Source organism: Microthrixaceae bacterium (genome assembly GCA_023957975.1).
In the GTDB taxonomy this organism is placed as follows: Bacteria; Actinomycetota; Acidimicrobiia; order Acidimicrobiales; family Microtrichaceae; genus JAMLGM01.
This window is the reverse complement of sequence record JAMLGM010000001.1, coordinates 371,725-391,484: the sequence shown is the minus strand read 5'-3', so window position 1 is coordinate 391,484 and position 19,760 is coordinate 371,725. Positions and strand designations below refer to the sequence as shown.

The 19,760-nt window shown below is 64.2% G+C and carries 18 protein-coding genes and 3 tRNA genes; 7 read left to right on the top strand and 14 right to left on the bottom strand.

Annotated features, from left to right (window positions below; all coding sequences use genetic code 11):
• Nucleotide 1 precedes the first annotated feature (1 nt).
• The 3 genes from M9952_01980 to M9952_01970 all read right to left on the bottom strand — a co-directional run bounded on the left by M9952_01980 (nucleotide 2) and on the right by M9952_01970 (nucleotide 3,216).
• Complete coding sequence (locus M9952_01980; protein MCO5311689.1) at nucleotides 2-580, bottom strand: cytochrome c oxidase subunit 3; 579 nt, start codon at nucleotides 578-580, stop codon at nucleotides 2-4.
• On the bottom strand, nucleotides 580-2,136 hold the full coding sequence (locus M9952_01975) for a cbb3-type cytochrome c oxidase subunit I (protein ID MCO5311688.1): 1,557 nt from the start codon (nucleotides 2,134-2,136) through the stop codon (nucleotides 580-582). Before M9952_01975 ends, M9952_01980 begins: the two co-directional genes overlap by 1 nt.
• Nucleotides 2,137-2,304: 168 nt before the next feature.
• Nucleotides 2,305-3,216, bottom strand: coding sequence for a heme o synthase (locus tag M9952_01970; protein ID MCO5311687.1), 912 nt, complete (start codon nucleotides 3,214-3,216; stop codon nucleotides 2,305-2,307).
• Nucleotides 3,217-3,335: 119 nt separating this feature from the next.
• Here M9952_01970 and M9952_01965 point away from each other — a divergent pair, with 119 nt between their 5' ends.
• From M9952_01965 to M9952_01950, 4 genes are all read left to right on the top strand, one after another.
• On the top strand, nucleotides 3,336-4,328 hold the full coding sequence (locus tag M9952_01965) for a COX15/CtaA family protein (protein MCO5311686.1): 993 nt from the start codon (nucleotides 3,336-3,338) through the stop codon (nucleotides 4,326-4,328).
• Nucleotides 4,325-4,630 carry an ATP-dependent Clp protease adapter ClpS gene (clpS, locus tag M9952_01960; protein MCO5311685.1) on the top strand — a complete coding sequence of 102 codons (306 nt, stop codon included), beginning with the start codon at nucleotides 4,325-4,327 and terminating at the stop codon, nucleotides 4,628-4,630. Before M9952_01965 ends, clpS begins: the two co-directional genes overlap by 4 nt.
• A complete protein-coding gene (locus M9952_01955; GenBank protein MCO5311684.1) occupies nucleotides 4,630-5,544 on the top strand; it encodes a DUF2017 domain-containing protein in 915 nt (304 codons plus the stop codon). Before clpS ends, M9952_01955 begins: the two co-directional genes overlap by 1 nt.
• Nucleotides 5,545-5,605: 61 nt before the next feature.
• Nucleotides 5,606-7,627: a KUP/HAK/KT family potassium transporter gene (locus M9952_01950; protein ID MCO5311683.1), complete on the top strand. Its 2,022-nt coding sequence runs from the start codon at nucleotides 5,606-5,608 to the stop codon at nucleotides 7,625-7,627.
• A 51-nt stretch (nucleotides 7,628-7,678) separates the two neighbouring features.
• Here M9952_01950 and M9952_01945 read toward each other — a convergent pair.
• A tRNA-Glu gene (locus M9952_01945) sits at nucleotides 7,679-7,751 on the bottom strand.
• Between the two features lie 167 nt (nucleotides 7,752-7,918).
• On the opposite strand from M9952_01945, the gene M9952_01940 reads away from it, so the two are divergent.
• Both M9952_01940 and M9952_01935 read left to right on the top strand, forming a co-directional pair.
• A tRNA-Asp gene (locus M9952_01940) sits at nucleotides 7,919-7,993 on the top strand.
• A gap of 61 nt (nucleotides 7,994-8,054) precedes the next feature.
• A tRNA-Phe gene (locus M9952_01935) sits at nucleotides 8,055-8,127 on the top strand.
• A gap of 54 nt (nucleotides 8,128-8,181) precedes the next feature.
• Here the strand turns inward: M9952_01935 and M9952_01930 are convergent.
• The 5 genes from M9952_01930 to purL all read right to left on the bottom strand — a co-directional run bounded on the left by M9952_01930 (nucleotide 8,182) and on the right by purL (nucleotide 15,159).
• Nucleotides 8,182-9,582, bottom strand: a complete 1,401-nt coding sequence (locus tag M9952_01930) for an NAD-dependent malic enzyme (GenBank protein ID MCO5311682.1) — start codon at nucleotides 9,580-9,582, stop codon at nucleotides 8,182-8,184.
• Between the two features lie 105 nt (nucleotides 9,583-9,687).
• On the bottom strand, nucleotides 9,688-10,254 hold the full coding sequence (gene pyrE, locus M9952_01925) for an orotate phosphoribosyltransferase (protein MCO5311681.1): 567 nt from the start codon (nucleotides 10,252-10,254) through the stop codon (nucleotides 9,688-9,690).
• Nucleotides 10,251-11,306 carry a phosphoribosylformylglycinamidine cyclo-ligase gene (gene purM, locus M9952_01920; protein ID MCO5311680.1) on the bottom strand — a complete coding sequence of 352 codons (1,056 nt, stop codon included), beginning with the start codon at nucleotides 11,304-11,306 and terminating at the stop codon, nucleotides 10,251-10,253. The genes pyrE and purM overlap by 4 nt, the downstream gene beginning before the upstream one ends.
• Entirely contained in the window at nucleotides 11,303-12,844 is a 1,542-nt protein-coding gene (purF, locus tag M9952_01915) for an amidophosphoribosyltransferase (GenBank protein MCO5311679.1), read from the bottom strand. Before purF ends, purM begins: the two co-directional genes overlap by 4 nt.
• Before the next feature lie 68 nt (nucleotides 12,845-12,912).
• Nucleotides 12,913-15,159 (bottom strand): phosphoribosylformylglycinamidine synthase subunit PurL, encoded by a 2,247-nt coding sequence (purL, locus tag M9952_01910; GenBank protein ID MCO5311678.1) that lies wholly within the window; start codon nucleotides 15,157-15,159, stop codon nucleotides 12,913-12,915.
• Between the two features lie 298 nt (nucleotides 15,160-15,457).
• Here purL and M9952_01905 point away from each other — a divergent pair, with 298 nt between their 5' ends.
• Nucleotides 15,458-15,838, top strand: coding sequence for a hypothetical protein (locus M9952_01905; protein MCO5311677.1), 381 nt, complete (start codon nucleotides 15,458-15,460; stop codon nucleotides 15,836-15,838).
• A 67-nt stretch (nucleotides 15,839-15,905) separates the two neighbouring features.
• On the opposite strand, the gene purQ is transcribed toward M9952_01905, so the two are convergent.
• The 5 genes from purQ to purE all read right to left on the bottom strand — a co-directional run bounded on the left by purQ (nucleotide 15,906) and on the right by purE (nucleotide 19,732).
• Complete coding sequence (purQ, locus tag M9952_01900; protein MCO5311676.1) at nucleotides 15,906-16,574, bottom strand: phosphoribosylformylglycinamidine synthase subunit PurQ; 669 nt, start codon at nucleotides 16,572-16,574, stop codon at nucleotides 15,906-15,908.
• A 1-nt stretch (nucleotide 16,575) separates the two neighbouring features.
• Complete coding sequence (gene purS / locus M9952_01895) at nucleotides 16,576-16,830, bottom strand: phosphoribosylformylglycinamidine synthase subunit PurS (GenBank protein ID MCO5311675.1); 255 nt, start codon at nucleotides 16,828-16,830, stop codon at nucleotides 16,576-16,578.
• Nucleotides 16,831-16,903: 73 nt separating this feature from the next.
• The gene (locus M9952_01890; protein MCO5311674.1) at nucleotides 16,904-17,788 is read right to left on the bottom strand and encodes a phosphoribosylaminoimidazolesuccinocarboxamide synthase; all 885 of its coding nucleotides are present in this window, start codon (nucleotides 17,786-17,788) and stop codon (nucleotides 16,904-16,906) included.
• Between the two features lie 33 nt (nucleotides 17,789-17,821).
• On the bottom strand, nucleotides 17,822-19,252 hold the full coding sequence (gene purB, locus M9952_01885; GenBank protein ID MCO5311673.1) for an adenylosuccinate lyase: 1,431 nt from the start codon (nucleotides 19,250-19,252) through the stop codon (nucleotides 17,822-17,824).
• Between the two features lie 30 nt (nucleotides 19,253-19,282).
• Entirely contained in the window at nucleotides 19,283-19,732 is a 450-nt protein-coding gene (purE, locus tag M9952_01880; GenBank protein ID MCO5311672.1) for a 5-(carboxyamino)imidazole ribonucleotide mutase, read from the bottom strand.
• Between the last annotated feature and the right edge of the window lie 28 nt (nucleotides 19,733-19,760).

Genomic DNA, 19,760 nt, shown 5'->3' with positions numbered 1-19,760 from the left:
GCTACTTCATGATGTACACGGCGAGCCAGACCACCGTGTAGAGAGCGACCGAAACATGCCAGAAGAGTGCCGCCGCCGACACGCCTTCAGGATGTTCCGCGGAATTGGAACCGGCGAGGGTCCGAAAGGCCGTCACCAGCAAAAACACCATGGCGGCCACGATGATCGCGAAGTGGCTCGCGGTCACCGCATAGAACAGCGGACCTTCGACGTTGGTCATCGGCAGCCCGATCTCAGTCCACAGGAAGGTGGTCTGGTTCAGAAACGCGAACCCCATGAGCAACGTGCAGCCGAGCGCAAAGTAGGCCTGCCCACGTTGGTTGCGTGCGATCGCCCACACGGCCCACTGCACAAAGACCACGCTCAGCCCGAGGGCGCTGAGCTGCATGTTCGGCTGCGTCAGCGGGATCGTGTGCTCGGCGAACCACACATTCGACCGAGCGGAGCGCTCCTGGAGGTAGAGCCCCACAAGCGCGAGCTGATACATCGCGACGGCAATCGAAACGAAGACCGTGCCGAAGAGCAGTTGTCTCCGGCGCGGCAACACCGCTGCCGGAATTTCTGCCGGGATGATCGACATCAGTTCGCTCCCTTTTCGTTCAGATCGAGCACCGGATACTCACTTTCGATCGCCGGCAACTCAGCGCCGTCGAACCACTCAAGCGTGCCGCCGACGAGGTCGTCGTTGTCGCCTGCCCGCCCGGTCGCAGCTGCACCGAGTGCAGCCAAGGCGGCCAAGGTGGTGACCCCGAGAATCAACGCACCGATCCCAGAAACCGTCGCCAAGGCACCGATATCGCCGGCGTTGGTCAGCCCGATGATCGCGGCGCCGAGGCCCATCACCAATGCTCCGAGAGCGGCCAGCGGAACCAACCCCAAACCAGCGCCCTTCGGCAGGCCACCGTCGACGATCCGACTACCCCATCCGAACAACGCTCCGAGGCCACCGACGACGACCGCCCCGATCACCAGATAGAACTGACCGGTCGAGATTCCCGGCGACGAGGTCGCAAAGTCTCCCCGTGCGAGATCGAACAATTCGCCGTCCCCGGCGGTCGCAATTCCTTGCACCGCCCCGGCGGCGATGGCCAACAACAGCGTCAACGTCGCGAGCAACGCTGCAACCAACCCGGCGGTGGCGACCGGCTTGTTGCCACGCCGCAACGTATTGAGGGATGCACCGAGCGCGCCGAGCACCGGAACGGCGACGAGGACCGACGTGGCGATCCAGACCAAATTGTCGCGGGACACCTCCGTCTGTGCCCACGCTCCGAAGGAGAACACGCCGAAGCCGACGATCAGCGCCTGCATGGCGCCGTATCCGCCCTGACGTGTTCCGGCCGCAGTAGCGACCGAGTCGGCCAGGAAACCGAGCAACGGAATCGCGGCGATGTAGAGCGCCGGCTGCAAGAAGATCCAGGTGAGTTGCGGGTACGCGGAGTTCGTGAGGTCGATGACGTTCGGCTGGCGAATGTGCCACAGGACGATCTGGGCGAGGAAGGGTGGGATCGTGACGAGCCAGAGCGCCCCCGTGACCAGGTAGGCGAAAGAGGTGAACGGGATTCGCGCGATTCCGAGTCCGGCCGGTCGGGCACTCATGATCGTGGTCATGACCGACACCATGCCGACCAACAATGAGACGGCGATCAGCCCAATCGCAACGTGGCCCATACGGACCATCTCGAGGCTGCTTCCGCCATAGGAGCCCTTTGCAAACACCGAGACCAAGAAGAGCACCGCACCGAACAGCCAGCCCCACAGAGACATCGCAGCGGCACGAGGAAACAGCAGCGTCGACGCCCCCAACTGCCGAGGCACGATCGAAAAGGCGAGGCCGAGCACAAGCGGCAGCACTCCACAGAAGAGCAGCAACAGCGGGTGGGCCAAAGCGAACCGCTGCCCGACGCTCTCTTCAAGGAAGTCACCCGCTGCGAGGTGAAGGTTGGACAGTGCTGTGATGACGAGGCCGATCGCAAGGAACAGCAATGACGCACCGATCAGGATGCGTCCGACCACAGCGTGATCACCCGATCCCAGCACGCGTTCCACGGCGGTCGGGGTGGTTCGCGGCTCCACGCCGCCGGAGGCGACGACTGGGGACACAGCGGTTTCGGGTCGGGTCTCGGTCAGTGCCATGTGATGCCTCGAGGCTTGTGGTCGATCTTCCGGGCGACCCCCACCTCGCAGGTGCGGGCACGTCGGACGGTACTGCAGCAAGGGACAATACTTGGAGGAACGGCGTCTGGGAAAAACCGGCGGGTCGGCGCGTCCGGGTCAAGGTGGATCCTGTAGCCCATCTCAGCGTCAGCCTCCCACCAGGACATCGATCGCCATGGCGCCGAACAGCACGGTGACATAGGTGATGCTGTAGGTGAACAGCTTCATGGCGATCGCCGGCGACTCGGTGCGTCGGACTCGTACCGCCAGCCAGATGAACAGCGCTCCGAGCACCGTCGCTGCAGTCCAGTAGATGACGCCGAGATCGGCGGTCACCGCGAAGAGCAGGCTGAACACCACGACCAAGAATGTGTAATTCAGGATCTTTCGCGTCACGGTGTCGTAGTTCGCCACCGACGGCAACATCGGTACCGCTGCCTTTGAGTAATCGTCCTTGTACTTGATCGCAAGGGCCCAGAAATGCGGTGGGGTCCAGAAGAACATGAAGGCGAACAACACGATCGGCGCCAACGTGATTTCGTTGGTGACCGCCGCCCAGCCGATTAAGACAGGCACCGCGCCGGCGGCCCCGCCGATCACGATGTTGTGTTCCGAGGACCGCTTCAACCAAAGGGTGTAGATGAACACATAGAACAGGCAGGCGGCCACGGCCAGCGCTGCCGACAGCAGGTTGACCGTGATCCAGAGGAAGAAGAAGGCCACCACCTCAAGGCCCACCGCGAACACGAGCGCATTGCGCGGCGCGATGATTCCGGTCACTAAGGGGCGGTTCTTCGTGCGGCTCATCAACGCATCGATGTCGCGGTCAACGTACATGTTGATGGCGTTCGCACCGCCAGCCGACAACGTCCCACCGACGACGGTCGCGATCATCAGCCAGATGCCGGGAACCCCACGCTGAGCGACGAACATCGTCGGTACGGTGCTGATGAGCAGGAGTTCGATGATGCGCGGCTTCGTGAGCGCGACGTAGCCGCCGAGCTTCGTGACGATTCCCGGCGACGTGGACGGGGTGGATGACACGATCGTGGAAGACACCACGGCCCAAGTTACGCCCAGCCGGCGGCGGTGGGCCAATGCAGCCGTTCAGGCGAGTGGGCACGCCCGATGGACAAGCCGATGTGAACCCGCTTCGCCCTAACGCCTAGCGTGACCCCGTGGCCGCAGAACGATTCCGTCCGACGCCGCGGGGCTACGAACGCATCGTGCAGATCTCCGTCGCGGCGCTTTCCAGCATCATCGTCACCGGCGCGGCGGTGCGCCTGACGGGGTCCGGGCTCGGATGTAGCGATTGGCCGACCTGTGAGGACGGTGAGCTCGTCGCGTCCCTGTCGTTTCACCCGATGATCGAGTTCGTCAACCGCCTGATCACCGGCCTCGTATCGATCGCGGTGGTGCTCGCGGTGCTCGGCTCGCTGCGTCGACGGCCGCGACGCTCCGATCTCACCCGCTGGTCGTGGGTCCTCGTCATCGGGGTGGTCGCACAGATTCTGATCGGCGCGGCGGTCACGCTGTCGGAGCTGCGCTACTCGGTCGTCGCGGTGCATTTCCTCGTCTCCATGATGCTGGTGTGGGCCGCGATGGTGCTCTGGAAACGCTCGACCGATCCCGATCATGAGACCGAACCCGGCAAGGCCGTCGCCGCAATCCGGCGAACGTGGTCCTTCGAGTCGAAGCTGCTCGTGACCTTGGGGGCGTTGGTCCTGTTCGGCGGGGCGATGGTGACGAGCGCGGGGGCACACACCGGAGCGAAGGTCGGCCACGACGGGACCGAGATCCTGATCGAACGCCTCCCCATCGAGTTGCGTCCCGTCGTCCAACTGCACTCAGCGACCGTGTGGCTGTTGTGTCTGATGACCGTCTGGATGGTCCTACGGTCGGCGAGACGAGGAGTGCCTTCTCGCGAGGCCAAGGACTTGCTCATCGCGGTTGTCGCCCAAGGCGCTCTCGGCTACTGGCAGTACTTCGCCGGAGTGCCCGCCCTCCTCGTCGGGTTCCACGTGGCGGGCGCGACACTGGTCTGGATCCTTGCGCTGCGTCTCGCCTTTGCCGAGGCGGCGGTCACGCCTCGTGCGCACCCTGAGGCCGACGGCCGCAAGCCGTACCCGTCCACCCCGGCACTGGCCGGCTCGAAGGCGGAGGCCTCATGACCGACGACTCCCCGTTGGAGCCGAGCGGACCCGTCGGCGTTCTTGAACGCGACGAGGCGAGCGAGGTCGATTCCCCCTGGGTCGTGCTGGTCTGGGACGACCCGATCAACCTCATGGAATACGTGACCTTCGTTTTCCAGAAGGTCTTCGGTTACTCCAAGACCAAAGCCACCCGGTTGATGATGCAGGTCCACAACGAGGGAAAGGCGGTGGTCAGTTCGGGAGATCGTGCCAGCGCCGAGGTCGACGTGCTGCGGCTCCACGAGCACGGCCTGTGGGCGACCATGCAACAGGACACCTGATGTCGATGTCCGACGGGGAAGACCTCTTCGATGACGTCCCGCGCGACGGCGGATGGGCCCCTGATTCCCCTTGGCTCAGCCAGCTCGACGACGACCGTTTCGAGTTGCACCTCCCAGTCGACGCGCATGAAGTCCTGACAGCGGGGCTGGCCCACCTGGCCGACGATGTCGCCGCCGGTGTCGAGATCGCCGAAAACGACCGCGGGCGACGCCGGATACTGGGCCGCGAGGAGTTGATGGCCATCGTCGACATGTGTGCCGACAAGGTGCGCTACGGCCTCGAACACCAGGACTTCACCGAGGGACTGCTCGAGGAGTTCGCCGGCGCCGTTTCCACCATGGCCACTGTCGCGTCTGCAGACCTCGAACATCGCCGGCTCAGCGGGCAAGACGTTTCCCCGCGCGCTCGTTGGGTGGACGCGCTCGACCACCTCACAACAAACTGCACGACGATGCTGTTCACCCGATTCCGCCCACGGCGCGACGGGACCTTCGCGCTCCGCTGGCACCCCGCCGATCGCAAGCTCATCGAGGACGCAGTCGAGGAACTGGACCGGCTGCTGGAATCGGATGACCCGGCTATCGAACGGCTATTTCCTGCCCCATACGGGGATGACGAGGAACGCAATGCCGCGTGGAGCATTCTTGCCCGCTCGGAGTTGGTCGATCGGCGGCGAGCGTCACTCGAGACCGTTCGTCGCCTGATGGACACCAAGCGAGCGACGGCCGAGGAGCTCTCGATGTTGATGAGGACGGTGAACGACTCCCGCCTGGTCTTCGGCACCCAACTTGGGATCACCGAACCCGGCGGAGTCGCCACCGGGACCGACGAACAACGGCGGCTTCACCGGGTCTATGAGTTGCTGGGCGGAATCGTCTATGACGCCGTCACCGCACTCCGCTCGACGCTGTAGCAACGGTTCAACTCGCCAACTACGCCCGGGTCGTGCCGAGTGCGTACAGTGCTGAGAACCTATGACCGATCAGTCGCCTTCAGATGGTGTCGCGGACGCCGATTCCTCGGTGGGCCAGCACGGTGCATCCGAGCCCGAGCCCGCCGAATCAGCAACCGATCCCGAACTCGCCGAGTCCGCTAGCACCTCCGAGGCCGCCGACAGCGGTCACGGGGTTCCGAAGCCCATCGCCGCGCTGACCATCGGTGCGCTCGGCGTCGTCTTCGGCGACATCGGAACCAGCCCGCTGTACTCGCTGAAGGAAGCGTTCCACGAACATCACGATCGGACGCTCGAAATCAGCGACGCGAGCGTTCTCGGGCTGTTATCGCTGGTGTTCTGGTCGCTGGTGATCGTGATCTCGATCAAGTACATCTTCTACGTGATGCGCGCCGACAACGACGGCGAGGGTGGCATCTTGGTGTTGACGGCGCTCGTGCGTCCGGATGGGACGAAGGCCAAAGCCAACGCCGGCAAGTTGGTGCTGTTCGGCCTGTTCGGTGCCGCTCTCCTGTACGGAGACGGCATGATCACCCCCGCCATCTCTGTGCTTTCCGCGCTCGAAGGTACGGAGACGGTGACGGACTCGATGACGCGGTACGTCGTGCCGATCGCGATCGTGATCCTCGTGGCGCTGTTTTGGATTCAACGACGGGGCACCGCCACGGTCGGCCGGATATTCGGGCCGGTGATGGTGGTGTGGTTCCTCACGCTCGGGGTGCTCGGGCTGATCCGCATCTTCGATGATCCGTCGGTGTTTCGAGCTATCGCACCGTGGTACGCAGTCGACTTCTTCATTCAGAACGGGATGCTCGGGCTGTTCTGCCTGGGATCGGTCGTACTGGTCGTCACCGGTGGCGAGGCCCTCTACGCCGACATGGGCCACTTCGGTCGGCGTCCGATCAAGTTGGCCTGGTTCGCCATGGTGCTCCCCGGGCTCATGTTGAACTACTTCGGACAGGGGGCGATGCTGCTCAGTCATCCTGGCTACATCGACAATCCCTTCTATCGCATGGCTCCGTCCTGGTCGGTGTGGCCGCTGGTGGTGTTGTCGACCGCCGCGACGGTGATCGCATCTCAAGCCCTCATCTCCGGGGCGTTCTCCCTCACGCGCCAAGCGGTACAACTCGGCTATCTGCCCCGCGTGCGGATCTCCCATACCTCCGACAGCGAGGAGGGCCAAATCTACGTGCCGGCGATCAACTGGTTGCTGTGTGCCGCATGTGTCGCCTTGGTGCTGGGATTTCGCACCTCGAACAATCTCGCCGCCGCGTACGGCCTCGCGGTCACCGGAACCATGGTGATCACGACGGTGTTGTTCTACCGCGTCGCCCGCGACCGGTTCGGATGGCCGAAGGCCAAGGCGATGTGGGTCCTCGGCGGGCTCCTCATCGTCGATCTGGGCTTTCTGTCGGCGAACATTCCGAAGATTCCCGACGGGGGTTGGGTTCCGCTCGCCATCGGGGCAGCCTTCCTGACCGTCTTCACGACCTGGTACACCGGGCGTCGCATCACCGCACGGCGTCTCGCCGCTGAAGCCAAACCGCTCGAGTCGTTCATCGAACTGCTCGACGAGCGCGACATCATGCGCAATCCCGGGCTCGGGGTCTATATGGGATCGAATCCCGACATCGTTCCCCAAGCCCTTTCCTCACACCTGCGACATGCGCGGGTGCTCCCGTCGACCGTGGTCGTCCTCGCCATCAAGTTCGAGAACCGGCCGTACGTCACCGGACAGGATCGGATCGCCTACACCGACCTCGGGCACGGAGTGCACCGCATCGTGCACCACAGCGGGTTCTCCGACACGATCGACATACCGGCGCTGCTCGCTGAGGAAGCACCCCTGTACACGCCGCTCTCGTTCGACTCGGCGACCTTCATCCTCGGCCGTGAGACCCTGCGCGTGACCGGGCGACCGGGGATGGCGATCTGGCGTGAACACCTCTTCGTGTTCATGCTCCGCAACGCGACCCCGGCCGACGCCTTCTTCAAGTTGCCGCCCGACCGCACCGTCGAGCTCGGAGTCCAGGTCGAAATCTGACGTCAGGCAAGTCGTCTCGGCGGCCCGCACTCGGCGCGTACCCCAACGGTGTACCCCCAACGGGATTCGAACCCGTGCTGCCGCCGTGAAAGGGCGGTGTCCTAGGCCGCTAGACGATGGGGGCCTGCCCGTTAGGGCGCGATGCAGCTTAGCAGCCCCACGTCGTCTCAGTCCTAATCGGTCGGCTCGCCATCAGACGTCACCGTGATCGACCCACACGAATTTTCTTCGACCGAGTTGGCATCGCCCGACCGCCCATCTGTAAAGTAGCCGTCGGCCAATCGGCCAGAAGGTCCCGTGGTGCAGTCTGGAGTGCACGCCGCCCTGTCAAGGCGGAGGTCGCGAGTTCAAATCTCGTCGGGACCGCAACCCCCTCGCCTCGGCGGGGGTGTCGTCGTCATCGGGCGTTCGTCCCTCGTCGACACTCGGTCAGGTAGCTCAGTCGGCAGAGCGACCGCCTGAAAAGCGGTAGGTCCGGGGATCGACGCCCCGCCTGACCACCTCCAATGAGAAGGGCCCCGCCACGGCGGGGCCCTTGTCGCTTCTCCGATCAGCTACGACCGACACACACCATCGGCGATCGCGGCTCGACGCGAGGCCTCGGCAACCGCTGGTGCAACCCGATCATCGAACACCGAGGGGATGATGTACTCGGCGGTGAGATCGTCGCCCACGACCTCGGCGATGGCATTGGCTGCAGCGACCTTCATGTTCTCGGTGATCTTGCGGGCACCGGCGTCGAAGGCCCCGCGGAAGATTCCAGGAAAGGCCAACACGTTGTTGATCTGGTTCGGGAAGTCGGAACGCCCGGTCGCGATGACCGCCGCGATGTCGTGGATCAGTTCGGGTCGGATCTCAGGGTCGGGGTTCGCCATAGCGAACACGATCGGATCCGAGGCCATCGACCGCACGTCGTCGACCGTGATGAGATCGGGTCCGGACAGCCCGATGAACACGTCGGCGCCCTTGATGGCATTCGAGATCGGGCCCTGCACCTCGCCACGGTTGGTGTTTTCTGCAAACCATTGCTTTGACGAGTTGAGCCCCTCGCGTCCCGAGAAGACGCACCCGGAGCGGTCGACACCGATGACGTGGCGAACGCCGGCATTCATCAGAATCTTCGTGACCGCGACGCCTGCCGCACCCACACCGGCGACGACGACGTTCACCTCATCGATACGCTTGTCGACGATCTTGAGGGCATTTTGCAGCGCCGCCAACGTCACGATCGCGGTGCCGTGCTGGTCGTCGTGAAAGACCGGGATGTCGAGCGCCTCGACGAGACGCTCTTCAACCTCGAAGGCTTCGGGGGCCTTGATGTCCTCGAGGTTGATGCCCCCGAAGGTCGGCTCGAGGCGCATGACAAGGTCCACGATCTCATCCGCGGTGCTGGCCTTGATGCAGATCGGAAAGGCATCGACATCGGCGAAGTGCTTGAACAACAATGCCTTGCCCTCCATCACCGGCATGGCGCCGTAGGGGCCGATATCTCCGAGGCCGAGCACCGCTGTGCCATCCGAGACGATGGCGACGGTGTTCTTGCGGATGGTCAGATCGTGGCTGCGAGCCTCGTTCTTCGCGATCTCCATGCAGACCCGCGCGACCCCGGGGGTGTAGGCCATCGACAGGTCGTCCGCGTCGACCAGGGGCGACTTCGCGATCGAGGTGATCTTGCCCCCCTCGTGCATGGCGAAGGTTCGATCTTGCCAGTCGAGCACTTCGATGCCCTCAAGGCCCTCGATGACGCTGCGGACCGCCTCCTGATGCGCGACGCTCGAACAGTTGATGATGATGTCGTCGACGACGGTCTCGCTCTTCACCTCGAATCCGCCCATCCCCAAGATGTTGGCGCCGGCCTCGCCGATAGCGAGCGTCAGGCGTCCGAGCATGCCGGGTTCGTTCGACATGCGAACTTGAACTCGGACCGAATAGGCGGCGGTCGTCGAATGATCCATGAACCGGCAGTCTACGAAACGGACGTTTGCGGAACGAACCTGAGATGGGGTTTCGTTGATCGAGTTCTCTGCGGATCGAGCGCCGTGCGAACCGAGCGCGGCCGCTCAGCCCTCGGCAGTGTCGCGGTCCAGCGCGAACCCGAGATCCTCCGCCGTGGTCAACGCGACGAACGGCACGCCTGCGGCGGTGGCGTAACCCTCCGCGGTACCGCCCCGGTCGACAAGCGCCAGCACCAACACTGGCTCGGCTCCAAAGGAGCGTACGGTCTCCACCGCGTCAGCGATGGTGACGCCACGAGACGTCGTGTCCTCGGTGATGACCACCTTGTCCCCTGGCCGCAGCGCCCCGGCAACTCGACCGGTGACGCCATGGTCCTTTGCCTCCTTGCGGATGGTGAAACTACGCAGACGGCGACCTTTCGTGGCGGCTACTGCCGCGATCCCGTAGGCCACCGGGTCGGCCCCCACCGTGATGCCGCCGATGGCGGTGGCGTCGGGCGGGATGAACTCGAGTGCGACCTCAGCCATGAGCTGAACCCCATCGGGGTCGCACGCGGTCTGTTTGGAGTCGAGGAAGTACGGCGATTTGCGTCCCGACTTGAGGGTGAAATCACCGTGTTTGACCGAATGGTCGAGCAGGTGCCGAACGAGACGGTCTTTGGCGGTCGTCACGAGAGCACCACCGCACCGGTGCCTTCGACGATCCGCCCGATCACCGCCGCCCGCTGGCCGAGCGATTCGAGCACCTCAAGCGCTCGCTGCGACTCACTTTCGGGAATGGTCACGATCATGCCGATACCCAGGTTGAAGACCTTCGCCATCTCCTCGTCGGAGATGGACCCGAGCCGCTGAATCTCCGCGAAGATCCGCGGTGGCTCCCACGACCCTCGCTCGACGATGGCGTCGGTGTGGTCGTTGAGTACCCGATTCAAGTTGCCGCCGATCCCACCGCCGGTGATGTGGGCGACGGAGTGAATCTCCACCTGCGAACCCAGTTCACGAACCGTCGGCGCGTAGATCACCGAGGGAACGAGCAACTCATCCGCAAGGCTCGGGGCGTCCTGCGCGTCCCATGCCGGGTCTTCGAGCGACATGCCTGCGACATCGAACACCACGTGGCGAGCCAGCGAGTAGCCGTTGGAACGAAGCCCCGGCGAGTGCAGTCCGATCAACACGTCGCCGGGTGCCACTCGGGATCCGTCGATGATCTCGGTTCGTTCCACGACGCCGACGGCAAACCCGACCAGATCGAACTCTCCCGGATCCATGGCCCCCGGGTGCTCGGCCATCTCACCGCCGATCAGAGCGCAGCCCGCCTGGCGACAACCTTCAGCGACCCCGTCGACCAGTTTGGCGACGTGGTCGGGGTCGAGTTTGCCGATGCTGATGTAGTCGAGAAAGAACAGCGGCTCGGCGCCTTGGCACACCAGGTCGTCGACACACATGGCCACGAGATCGAGTCCGATCGTGTCGAAGCGGCCCGCGGCGGTCGCGACCATCGCCTTTGTGCCGACGCCGTCGGTTGTCGACACCAGCACCGGGTCGCGGTACCTAGTCCCGAGGGCGAAGAGGCCTCCGAACCCGCCGATGTCGCCGAGCACCTCAGGTCGAAACGTCGAACGCACCGAGTTCTTGATGCGAGCTACCGCCTCGTCGCCGGCATGAATCGACACGCCTGCCGCTTCGTAGGTGGCACCTTGCTGGGCCGTGGAATTGTCGTTCATGGCTTCGGTCCGGCGGCGACATCGACGTCGACGATCCGGTGATCCCCTCGTTCATCGGCCGACGAAAGGTCCGAGGTCGACCCGGCCGCGGTCGACAACTCCACTGGAACGGGAACCGGATAGTTCCCGGTGAGGCAGGCGGTGCAATACCCGGCGTTCGTCGCACCGGTTGCCTCGATCAGCCGATCGAGGGACAGATACGCCAAGGTGTCGACGCCGAGGTAGTCACGGATCTCGTCGACCGTCATGTTCGCGGCGAGCAACTCCGATCGGGTGCCCGTGTCCATGCCGTAGAAACACGGCCAGCGATACGGCGGCGAACTGATGCGCAGGTGTACCTCGATCGCTCCCGCCTCACGAAGCATCTGGATCATCGCTCGAGTTGTCGTTCCCCGAACGATCGAATCGTCGACCACCACCAGACGTTTGCCGGCAATGTTTTCGCGCAACGGATTGAGTTTCATCCGCACCGCCATCGACCGCATGTCCTGGGTCGGGGCGATGAACGTTCTTCCGATGTAGCGGTTCTTGACCAGGCCTTGTCCGAACGGAATGGCCGAATGGCGGGCGTATCCTTCCGCCGCCGGCACCCCCGACTCGGGAACCCCCATGACGAGGTCGGCTTCGACGGGCGATTGTTGGGCAAGGCGCTCGCCCATACGAACCCGGGCGGCGTGGACACTTCGCCCGTACAACGTCGAGTCGGGTCGGGCGAAGTACACGAACTCGAACAAGCAAAGCGTCGGATCGATCCGTTCCTCAGGAAACACCCGCAACGAGCGCACGCCGTCGCGATCGATGACCACCATTTCGCCGGGGTCGATCTCGCGCACGAAGTGGGCTCCGACGATGTCGAGCGCTGGAGTCTCACTTGCGAGGACCCACCCACCGTCGAGCCGGCCGAGACACAGCGGACGAAAACCGTTCGGATCGCGGACACCGAAGATGTGGTTCGTGTCGGTGATCACCAACGAGAACGCTCCCTGCAACGAAGGAAGCACCGCGCACAGCGCCTGTTCCAGCTCGTTGCCCGAGCCTCCCGGAACGCTGCCGAGTTGACGGCTCAGCAGTTCCGCCATCACCTCGGTATCGGAACTCGCCAAACCCGGAAGCATCCCCGCCTCCTCCGCCAGGTCGGCGGTGTTGGCGAGGTTTCCGTTGTGAGCGAGGGCTAACTGGGTGTGGCCGACATCGCGAAACATCGGCTGGGAGTTCATCCACGCGCTTGAGCCGGTGGTCGAGTAACGGGTGTGGCCGATCCCCATCTGGCCGTCGAGCGCCGCGAGCGTGCGGTCGTCGAACACCGATGAGACCAGCCCCACGTCTTTGACCACCGTCAGGTGATGGCCATCGCTGGTGGCGATTCCTGCAGACTCCTGGCCGCGGTGCTGCAGCGCGAAGATTCCGAGATAGCAGAGGTGGCCGACGGCCTTGCCAGGGGCGTAGACGCCAAAGACGCCACACTCCTCGCCGGGTCGACCGTCATCGATGAGATCCCGATCCGAGAGCTCACCGGGAAATGACTCGATTGCCGTCACATCTCCATCGTTTCACACGAACGGGGACTGTCGCGAACCCGCGACCGCGCGCCCGCCCCGGCGGGTGCTCAACCCTGGACGGTGCCCGAGCCGAGCGCGTCGCTGAGCCGGTCCCGCCAGGCGCTGACCGCCGAGGAAAGCGGCACCTCGAAGAGGTCTTTCACCGACAGCACCTCGCCGCCTGCCGCACCGAGTTGTGTCACCGGCACCCCGTGCAACTCGCACAGGTCGAGGACCTCGCGGGCACGGTCTGCTTCGACGCACACGATCGTTCGGCCAACGGACTCGGAGAACAGATCGATGTGGTCGGAAATCCGGGCGAGGCGTGCCCCAACCCCGCTTCGCACCGCCATCTCCGCGACCGCCAAGCCGACGCCTCCGGAACTCACGTCATGGGTGCCGACGACCATCCGGTCCGCAACCAGTTGCCGGACCAGACCCGCGACCTTGGCGATCGCGTCGTAATCCACCTCGGGCAACGTCCCCTCGACATGGCCCTGGTTGCGCGCCCACAACGAACCCGACAGCTCTCGCTGCGTTTCGCCGAGCAACAGAATCCGCCCACCCTCGACCAGCGCAACCGATGGCGGTCGAACCGTGAGTTCGTCGATGAGGCCAAGGGTTCCCACGACCGGGGTGGGATCGATGTCGGAACCGCGGCTCTCGTTGTAGAGGCTGACGTTGCCGCCGATCACCGGCACCCCGAACGCGAGGCAAGCCTCGGTCATCCCGTCGACCGCCTCGGAAAGCTGCCACATGACCACCGGGTGTTCGGGGTTGCCGAAGTTCAGGCAGTTCACCACCGCTAGCGGGCGTGCACCCACCGAGGCGAGGTTCATGATGGATTCCGCCACGGTCGCCGCCGTGCCCACCCTCGGGTCGACCGCGCACCAACGGTGATTGCCGTCGGTGGTGAACGCCAGGCCCTTGCCGGTGTCCGCGCCGGTCGACGGGTGCTTGAGCCGCAACACCGCGGCATCGCCACCGGGGGTTTCCACCGTGTTCAGAAACAGTTGATGGTCGTACTGGCTGTACACCCAACTCGTGTCACACAACATCTCCAGCAGGTCTGCGGCGACGTCATCCGGCGCGGCAAGGCCGTTCGCACTGTTCGCCCGACGCTTCGAATGGCCCTCAGGCTCGGCCATCGGCCGGTGATACACCGGGCTGTCCTCATCGAGGGACTTGGCTGGCACACAGCCCACCATCCGCTCCGGGGTCGCTGAGGAGGCATCGGCACAGTCGAAGATCCTCAACATGCCATCCGCCTCGGTGTTGACCGTGCCCACCACCGCAGCGTTGATCTCCCACCGGCGACAGATGCCGAGCACCGCCTCGAGATTCGACGGCTCGACGATCGCCAACATCCGCTCCTGCGACTCCGAAGTCATGATCTCGAAGGGCTCCATGTCGGCTTCTCGCTGGGGTACGGCGCGCACGTAGACGTCCATGCCGACGCCACCGCTCGCAGCCGTCTCCGACGTGGCGCATACCAGGCCCGCTCCCCCGAGGTCCTGGATGCCGACGACATAGCCCGCATCGAGCAGCGCCAGACACGCCTCGATCAGGCGCTTTTCCTCATAGGGGTCGCCCACCTGCACCGACGGCCGCTTGGCCTGTTCCTGTTCCTCATCGCCGAAGCCTGCCGAAGCGAGCACCGACACGCCACCGATGCCGTCACGTCCCGTGCTCGACCCCAACAACACCGCGAGGTTCCCGTGACCCGACGCTTTGGCGAGCACGAGACGCTCGTGGGGCAGGATCCCCGCGCAGAACACGTTCACGAGCGGATTGCCCTGGTAGGTCGCGTCGAAAACGGTCTCGCCGCCGATCGTGGGGACACCGACGGAGTTTCCATAGCCGCTCACCCCCGACACGACCCCTTCGGCGATCCAACGGCTGCGGGCGTCGTCGAGCGACCCGAACCGCAACGGGTCCATCAACGCGATCGGCCGTGCTCCCATCGTGAAGATGTCGCGCAGAATCCCACCTACCCCGGTCGCTGCTCCCTGATACGGCTCGATCGCGGAGGGGTGGTTGTGGCTCTCGATACGCATCGCCAGCGCGATGCCGTCGCCGACATCGACCACTCCGGCGTTCTCGCCAGGCCCCACCATCACCCACTCGGCCTCGGTGGGGAGGCGCTTCAGGTGGACCCGCGACGACTTGTAGGAACAATGTTCCGACCACATCACCGAGTACATCGCCAATTCCAGATGGTTGGGTTCGCGTCCCAGCGTCTCGATGATGTCGTCAAGCTCACTGTCGGTGAGCCCCAACGCTTGGTGGACGGGAACATCTACGGGTGCGGCCATAGCGAAAATCTAGCGGGCAACCGGCGGTGGGTCGGCCGTCGCGGTTGCGACACCGGGTGATGCCGCCTTCGCGATTTCGGCAATGCGGTGAAATACGGTTGATGAAGATGCTGGCGAAGTCAGATCAACAAATCAACGGGTGTCCACCGGCACCGAAATAGGCCGTGTAACATTTGGACGTTCGCTCGATCTGACGATGGCCTGGTAAGTGTGCGGATCGGCCCCCGTTGGCGACGAGCGTCGCCCCAAGTAATCCATGACGGAGATGTGAATAATGCAAGACGGTACGACACGTCCTATGAGTGACGCGCACAAGGAAGCATTGGCCGCCGGACGCCACCAGAGCCGAGCGGTCAAGACGTATCTCACCGCGCTTCAGTCCAACAAGCCGAAACGTGGCCGCAAGCGCACCACAGAATCGATCACCAAGCGTCTCGGCGCGATCGCCGACGAACTTCCGACCGCAGATGCGCTGCAAGAAGTTCTCTTGTTGCAGGAGCAGGCCAACCTCGAAAAGGAACTCTCGACCATCGATACAGATGTCGATATCACCGAACTCGAAGCCGAGTTCATCAAGGTTGGTCAGGCATACTCCAAGGCCAAAGGCATCGAGTATTCGACCTGGCGAAAGGTCGGCGTGAGCGCCGAGGTCTTGGCCAAGGCCGGCATCAAGCGCTGAAGCCCCGCGGGCGATCCGCCGACGACCGGTCGATCCCGTTCGTCGGCGGATCGAACACCGCCGGGCTTTACTGTGTTGCTGCGCTCAGAAGCGATCCCAGCAACACGCGACCATCGGTTGAGCCCAACAACTCGTGGGTGGCCCGTTCGGGGTGCGGCATCAGCCCCACGACATTGCGACCGGCGGAACAGACCCCGGCGATGTTGTCGATCGAGCCATTCGGATTGTCGACGTAGCGCACCACGACGCGGTCCTCGTCACGCAGGTGAGCCAACGTCTCGGCCGAACAGGTGTAATTGCCCTCGAAATGATTGATGGGCATGCGAAGAACCTGACCAGCCCGGGCGTCTCCCGTCAACACCGAATCGGTCGTCTCAACTCGCAGTTCCGTCTCGGCGCACTTGAATTTGAGACCGGCGTTTTTCTGCAACGCCCCGGGCAGCAGCCCTGCTTCGGTCAGAACCTGGAACCCGTTGCAGATCCCGACGACCGGGCCTCCATCTGCCGCGAATTGGGCGACCGCCGCCATGATCGGCGAAAAACGGGCGATGGCCCCGGGGCGGAGGTAATCGCCATGGGCGAACCCACCAGCTATCACCACGGCATCCACCGACCCCACCGAGTCATCTCCGTGCCACAGAATGGAACCTTGGGCTCCGAGCGAGGCGACGCCTTCGATCACGTCGAGTTCGCAGTTCGTCCCAGGGAACTGAACCACCCCAACCGTGACGGCCATGTCAGCTGCGCTCCACGAGATCGATGACGGCGTCCTCGATGACCGGGTTGGTCAAGAATCGGGCGCACATGTCCTCGACCTCGCTTCGAGCGGATGCCTCGTCGCTCGCCTCGACCTGGAAACGGATGCTCTTTCCGACGCGCACCCCACTCACTCCATCGAAACCCAGTGCGGGCATCGCCCGTTCAATCGTCGATCCCTGCGGGTCGGCGATGCCGGGGCGAAGCTGCACATCCACGTGACAGTCGAAGATCATGTTGGAAACTCTTTCACATTGACGGGGGCGACATGGACCGTGATTCGGTCCGGGCCGGTTTGAACCGGGAGGATCAGGCTCCGGGCCACTCGCTCAGCCGCCGACCGGAGACCCGTTCGTACGCCTCGGCATAACGCTGGCTCGATGCAGCGACCACCTCACCGGGAAGTTGCGGGGGCGGCGGGGTCTTGTCCCAGTCGAGGGTCTCGAGATAGTCGCGAACCGGCTGCTTATCAAAGCTCGGAGGGGTGGTTCCCGGGATCCACGAATCGACGGGCCAAAAGCGCGACGAGTCCGGCGTCAGCACCTCATCAGCGAGCACGAGTTCGCCATCGAGGATCCCCATCTCGAACTTCGTATCGGCAATGATGATGCCCCGTTGCGCCGCCAGCTCGGAACCACGCCGATACAACTCAATCGACAGGTCGCGAGCCTTGCTGGCCAACTCGGCGCCGACGATGTCGACCGCCTGCTCAAAGCTGATGTTCTCGTCGTGGTCCCCGACTTCGGCCTTGGTCGAGGGCGTGAATACCGGCTCGGGGAGCTTGTCCGATTCCTGTAGCCCGGCGGCGAGCCGCTGTCCGTGCATCGTGGAGTGGTTCTTGTATTCCTTCCATGCCGATCCGGTGATATATCCGCGCACGATGCACTCGATCGGCAGCATCTCCGCCTTGCGGACCAGCATGAACCGTCCGGCGATTTCATCGTTTCGGGCGCCCTCCGGCAGATCGGCGAGATCGGTGGAGATGAGATGACTCCCGACGAGATCGGCGAACTGTTCAAACCAGAACGCCGACATTGCGGTGAGGACCCTGCCCTTGTTGGGAACGGGCTCGTTCATGACCACGTCGAAGGCGCTGATGCGGTCCGAAGCGACCATGACCCAGCGCCCGTCGCCGGCGTCATAGATGTCGCGGACCTTGCCGGAGTAGATGTGGGGGAGACCGAGATCAATCATGGGTGGCCCTTTCTGGGGCGGGAGGAGAAGCGACTACAGGATCGGGGCCGGAGCGTAGGCTGCGGCTGCTGGGTAACGACGTGCCAGGGCCTCGACCTGGTCGACGAACGCCGCGCTCTGGGCGACGGCGTTGCCCGTGAAACGCAACGGTTCCGCGAAGAGCGCGGCGAGCGTCCCCGGGGCCAAGCCGAGGCGATCATCCGTCTCGAGGCGCTCGACGAGGTCGTTTGAACCGTCCAGGTGTTCGCGCATCGCCAGAGCTGCGGCCACGGCATGCTCCTTGATGACCTCATGGGCGACCTCGCGCCCGACACCGTGTTGAACCGCCGCCATGAGCACCTTGGTCGTGGCGAGGAATGGCAGATAGCGGTCGAGTTCGCGCTGGATCACCGCCGGATACGCGCCGAGTTCGTCGAGCACCGTCAACAACGTCTCGAAAAGACCATCGATGGCGAAGAACGCGTCGGGCAACGCCACGCGGCGCACCACCGAACAACTGACGTCTCCCTCGTTCCACTGGTCTCCCGCGAGGCCTCCGACCATCGTGAGATACCCGTTGAGGATGGTGTGAAACCCACAGATGCGTTCGCAGCTGCGGCTGTTCATCTTGTGCGGCATCGCCGACGAACCCACCTGGCCCGGCTTGAACCCCTCGGTCACAAGATCATGACCGGCCATCAAGCGCATGGTCGTCGCCAGGCTGGAGGGAGCCGCCGCGGCCTGCACCAATGCCGCAACGACATCGAAGTCGAGGCTTCGTGGGTAGACCTGACCGACGTTGGTGAGCACGTGCCCGAACCCGAGGTGTGCAGCAACTCGAGCTTCGAGTTCACCCATCGCCCTCGCATCGCCTCCCAGCAGATCCATTTGATCCTGTTGGGTGCCCACCGGGCCTTTCAATCCCCGCAGCGGGTAGCGCTCCAACAGGTCTTCGATGCGGTCGAACGCGACGAGCAGCTCCTGGCCGGCGTTGGCAAAGCGTTTGCCCAGCGTGGTCGTCTGCGCCGCCACGTTGTGGCTCCGGCCGGTCAGCGGCTGCTCGGCGAATTCGCCGACCCGATTGCCCAGCTTCGCGAGCGCGCTCACCATTCGGTCGCGTACCAACTCGAGCGCCAGGCGGATCTGAAGCTGTTCGACGTTCTCGGTGAGGTCGCGACTCGTCATCCCCTTGTGGATGTGTTCGTGGCCGGCCAGTGCACAGAACTCGTCGATGCGCGCCTTCACGTCGTGGCGGGTGACCCGTTCACGCTCCGCAATGGATGTCAGATCGACCTGATCGATCACCGACTCGTACGCGGCGATCGCTTCGGCGGGGATGTCGATGCCGAGTTCCGCCTGCGCACGCATCACCGCGATCCACAACTGCCGCTCGAGGATCACCTTGCGGCGCGGCGACCACACCTCGACCATCTCGGTCGATGCGTAGCGGGCTGCGAGTACGTTCGGAATCGAGGTGTCGCTCACGGAGTCCTCATCGGGTGGGGTGCTGGGAGTTCAAGCGCCGGCCATCTCGGCGCGGTGATCGGCGAGTTTGGCAGCGAGATCCGCGTCACTGATCGCCAACATCTGCACGACGAGCAGGGCTGCATTCATCGACCCGTCGACCGCGACCGTCGCAACCGGAATGCCCTTGGGCATCTGCACGGTCGAATACAGGGCGTCGACTCCGTTGAGCGCACCACCCGACAGCGGCACACCGACGACCGGCAGGGTGGTCTGGGCGGCCACGGCTCCGGCGAGATGCGCAGCCATTCCGGCGCCGCAGATGAACGCGACGTAACCGTTGTCGCGGGCGCTCGATACCAGATCGGAGACCTGCGAGTGGTTGCGGTGTGCCGACAGCACCCGGACATCTGCCTCGATACCGAATTTGGCGAGCGTCTCGCTCGCCGGCTTCATCTTGTCGGTGTCCGATGCGGACCCCATCAGAATTGCAACCTTCACATCATCTCCATGCAAGAGGGGCGGGGGT